This window comes from Sporosarcina koreensis, assembly GCF_001531445.1.
Classification (GTDB): domain Bacteria; phylum Bacillota; class Bacilli; order Bacillales_A; family Planococcaceae; genus Sporosarcina; species Sporosarcina koreensis_C.
On the sequence record NZ_LQYA01000096.1, the window covers coordinates 1 to 4,322 of the forward strand.

Below are 4,322 nucleotides of genomic sequence, written 5' to 3' on the forward strand. Positions count from 1 at the left end.
AAGCAGGACTGCGGGAACCGAATGGGTGATTCCGCGATGATTCTGTATATAAACCGCATTATTCCTCAATTTAAGGACAGTATCGACATCGGGTACCAATGAGCCCGAAACGACGCCGATAAATACCGCCGTCATTGTGACGGAATCTGAGGCAACAACTGGATCCGCCAATGTCAAACCGCAAATGGCGGCGCCCATGACAATATGTGTTCCGGTATCCAAAAAATCACTCCTTTAATCGCCTCTGAATTGGCAATAAAATAAAGCATTACGCAATCATTATTCTTTATTAAGTATATACCCTATTTTTCATTAACGAAAAGCATATGCAAAACGGAGGTACTCATGCAACTCTTTGAACGGAAACTTGAAAGTGAATTCAGGAAAGCATTGCTCACATGGTATTTAGAAGAAAAGAGGGACCTGCCGTGGAGAAGGACGTCAAATCCATATCATATATGGGTATCGGAAGTGATGCTCCAACAAACACGTGTGGAAACGGTCATTCCTTATTATGAACGGTTTATCGGAAAGTTTCCGACGCTTGCCGATTTGGCAGATGCGAAAGAGGAAGAGGTTTTGAAAATGTGGGAAGGACTTGGCTATTATTCCCGCGCACGGAACTTGCAAGCTGGCGTAAAAGAAGTCGTAGCGGAATATGGAAGCCGGATTCCCGACAATCGAAAGGACATTTCCAAGTTGAAAGGCGTCGGCCCGTATACTGCAGGAGCCGTACTAAGCATCGCTTACGGCGTTCCCGAGCATGCTGTCGACGGAAACGTGATGAGAGTGCTGTCACGTATATTATTAATCGAAGAGGATATTGCGATTCCGCGCACAAAGAAAATATTTGAGGAAGTCGTCATGGCTTTGATTGACAAGGAAGATCCTTCATCGTTCAATCAAGGCTTAATGGAACTCGGGGCCACGATTTGTACGCCACGACCAAAGTGCCTACTATGCCCAGTCCGCGATTTTTGCACTGCGTTCCACGAAGGAAGGCAGGAGGAGCTTCCGGTGAAATCCAAGAAAGTGAAGATGAAGACAGTGCCGCTTCTTTCGATCGCCGTACAAAATACCGAAGGGAAATGGCTTTTGAAACAACGACCGTCAAAAGGCTTGTTGGCGAATATGTGGGAGTTTCCAATGGCGGAAAATATAGCTGGTCCAATAGAGGAAGTCGTAAAAGCCGAATTTGGAATGCATATCGGCTCACTTACGCCGTTAACTGATTTCAGACATGTCTTCTCCCATTTGACATGGGAAATGAAAAGTTATATGGCGGTGACGGATGACGCAGCGCCTGAAGGGTTCCAGTTCTTTTCGGCGGAAGAAGTGGAAGCCTTGCCAAAGGCGGTGCCTGTCATGAAAATTTGGGACGAAGTGAAAAAACGATCGAATGTCTAAAAAAAGATAGAATAAAACGTGCTGCTTTGAACATCATAGTGGTTACGGAGGTGAAAATCCATGACAAACAAAAATCGAAACAACCCCAATCAACAAGCTTCACAAGCTTCGTTCACAGACCCAAACAAAGTAAAACAGCAAATCATGTCTGAAGAGTTTGGATCTGAAACAGACGTGAACGAGGTGCGTAAGCAAAATCAGCAATCCCAGATGAATAAAACTTCTGGAGGAGCTAGCAGTTTCGAAAATCAGTCTAAATAATGGATGGACATCACCTGCCGGCAGCTAAAGCTGCCGGTTTTTTTATGTATATCGAAGGGTAAACGTTTCAATTTTGATTGGTCAGTTGGTATAATGTACGAATATTAGGGGTTTCGAAATTTAAAGGTGGTTTTACGGATGACAATACCGAAGGAAGGCGAAACGATACAGGTACATAGCTATAAGCATGACGGCAATATCCACCGTGTATGGCAAGAAACTACCGTGTTGAAGGGGACACGTAATATTGTAATCGGGGCAAACGAACGAACGCTCGTAACGGAAGCGGACGGGAGGACATGGCTGACCAGGGAGCCTTCGATCTGTTATTTCCATGCGGAGCATTGGTTCAACATCATTTGCATGCTTCGTGAGGATGGGGTTTACTATTACGTCAATATGAGTTCTCCATTCGTTTACGACAATCATTCATTGAAATATATCGATTACGACCTCGATGTGAAGGTGTTTCCGGATATGAGTTACTTGATCTTGGATGAGGATGAATATGATGATCATCGAAAGAAGATGAATTATCCCGAAGTGATCGATCAAATCTTGAAGCGCAATCTCGATAAGCTCCTCATGTGGATCAAACAGCGCAAAGGCCCATTTGCACCGGACTTCATCGAAGTGTGGACTTCCAGGTACCAGTTCTATAAACAGGTAAAGAAAAATGACCAATGAGAGCCTGTCTGCGTCAATGCAGTTGGGCTTTTTATTATTCAAGGAGGATGTAAATGGGAGAAAGCATAAAAAGATATTTAAAATTTGTAAAGCCGTATAATTGGCAGATCATCTTGACGATTTTAATCGGCGTCGTGAAATTTGCAATTCCGTTGTTCATTCCATACCTTATTAAAATTGTCATCGACGATATTATCGGCGCGCCTACGCTGACAGATGCGGAGAAGACAAAGCAGCTTTTCCTCTGGCTCGGAGGAACCGTATTACTGTTTTTCATCATCAGGCCGCCTGTTGAATATTATCGACAATATTTCGCGCAATACGTCAGCAATAAAATCTTATACGATATCCGTGAAAACTTGTATGGGCATTTGCAAAGGCTCGGACTGCGCTATTATTCCAATACGCGAGCGGGCGAAGTCATTTCACGTGTCATCAATGACGTCGAACAGACAAAGAATTTCGTTACGATCGGCTTGATGAATGTGTGGCTCGACTTGGCGACGATCATCATTGCGACATGCATCATGCTGACAATGGATGTGCCGTTGACGATTGTAACGTTGCTGGCATTCCCATTTTATGCATACAGCGTGAAGCATTTCTTCGGAAAGCTTCGGGATTTGACGAGGAAACGTTCGCAGGCGCTCGCCGACGTGCAAAGTTACTTGCATGAAAGGGTGACTGGAATAAGCATCATCAAAAGCTTTGCGCTTGAGGATAAAGAGCAGGAGCGATTTGATGAAACGAACGGCAATTTCCTTGATAAGGCGCTCGATCATACGAAATGGAATGCCAAAGCGTTCGCAGTCGTCAATACGATTACCGATGTCGCCCCTTTACTCGTGATTTCATATGCGGGCTATCAAGTGATCAACGGTTCTTTATCTGTCGGTGTGATGGTCGCTTTCATTGCGTACATCGATCGTCTGTACAATCCGTTGCGGAGATTGGTCAATGCTTCCACGTCCCTGACGCAATCGTTCGCATCGATGGACCGAGTATTTGAACTGATGGAAGAGCCTTATGATATTAAAGATAAAAGCGATGCAAAAGTATTGCCTCGGATCAAAGGGGAGATCCAGTTCGACCATGTCGGTTTTTCGTATGAGGAAGAGGAGGATCTGGTGCTGCGGGATGTCAATTTCACGGTCAAGCCGGGCGAAACAGTGGCGCTTGTCGGCATGAGCGGCGGAGGAAAGTCGACAATCATCAGCTTGATTCCGCGGTTTTATGATGTGACGGCGGGCTCGATCCGCATTGATGGTTATGATATACGTGATATTCAATTGAAATCGTTGCGTGACCAAATCGGACTCGTTCTTCAAGACAGCATCCTCTTCAGCGATTCGGTAAAGAGCAATATTCTGATGGGGAATCCTGATGCGACGGACGAGGAAGTGATTGCCGCCGCTAAAGCCGCGAATGCGCATGACTTCATCGAATCGCTGCCGGAAGGGTACGATACGACTGTCGGGGAGCGGGGCGTGAAATTATCGGGCGGACAGAAACAGCGGATTGCAATCGCACGCGTATTCTTGAAGAATCCGCCGTTGCTCATCTTAGATGAAGCGACATCCGCTTTGGACCTTGAAAGTGAAGCACTTATCCAGGAGTCGCTCGAGAGGCTCGCTAGTGACAGGACAACTGTCATCGTCGCCCATCGGCTGTCGACAATCACCCATGCAGACAAAATCTTTGTCATCGATCATGGGGAATTGAAGGAAGTCGGAAGCCATGAAGAACTCATGGCACAACAAGGCATTTACTATAATCTGTTTCAAGTTCAATCATTATAATCATGAAGCTACCGGGCGAAGAACCCGGTAGCTTTTTTTCTGCCATTCGGCAATCGCGTCGGAAGAAAACCCCCCGCGTCCAAAGCAAGTCGCCCCGCGTCCAAAGATGACCGTCCCGCGTCCAAAGCAAGTCGCCCCGCGTCCAAAGATGACCGTCCTGCGTCCAAA

The 4,322-nt window shown here is 46.0% G+C and carries 5 protein-coding genes; 4 read left to right on the forward strand and 1 reads right to left on the reverse strand.

The features are described from left to right. Positions 1-222, reverse strand: a 222-nt coding sequence (locus AWV70_RS11730) for a metal-dependent hydrolase (RefSeq protein WP_160327656.1), incomplete at its 3' end; no start/stop codon positions are given. 123 nt (positions 223-345) lie between these two features. On the opposite strand from AWV70_RS11730, the gene mutY reads away from it, so the two are divergent. The 4 genes from mutY (at position 346) to AWV70_RS11750 (ending at position 4,154) form a co-directional block, all read left to right on the forward strand. Then, positions 346-1,407: an A/G-specific adenine glycosylase gene (mutY, locus tag AWV70_RS11735; RefSeq protein ID WP_060207281.1), complete on the forward strand. Its 1,062-nt coding sequence runs from the start codon at positions 346-348 to the stop codon at positions 1,405-1,407. Positions 1,408-1,467: 60 nt separating this feature from the next. Then, positions 1,468-1,668 (forward strand): gamma-type small acid-soluble spore protein, encoded by a 201-nt coding sequence (locus tag AWV70_RS11740; protein ID WP_060207283.1) that lies wholly within the window; start codon positions 1,468-1,470, stop codon positions 1,666-1,668. Between the two features lie 138 nt (positions 1,669-1,806). Next, a complete protein-coding gene (locus AWV70_RS11745) occupies positions 1,807-2,355 on the forward strand; it encodes a nucleoside tri-diphosphate phosphatase (RefSeq protein ID WP_060207285.1) in 549 nt (182 codons plus the stop codon). Positions 2,356-2,408: 53 nt separating this feature from the next. Next, positions 2,409-4,154: an ABC transporter ATP-binding protein gene (locus AWV70_RS11750; protein ID WP_060207287.1), complete on the forward strand. Its 1,746-nt coding sequence runs from the start codon at positions 2,409-2,411 to the stop codon at positions 4,152-4,154. Positions 4,155-4,322: the final 168 nt, after the last annotated feature.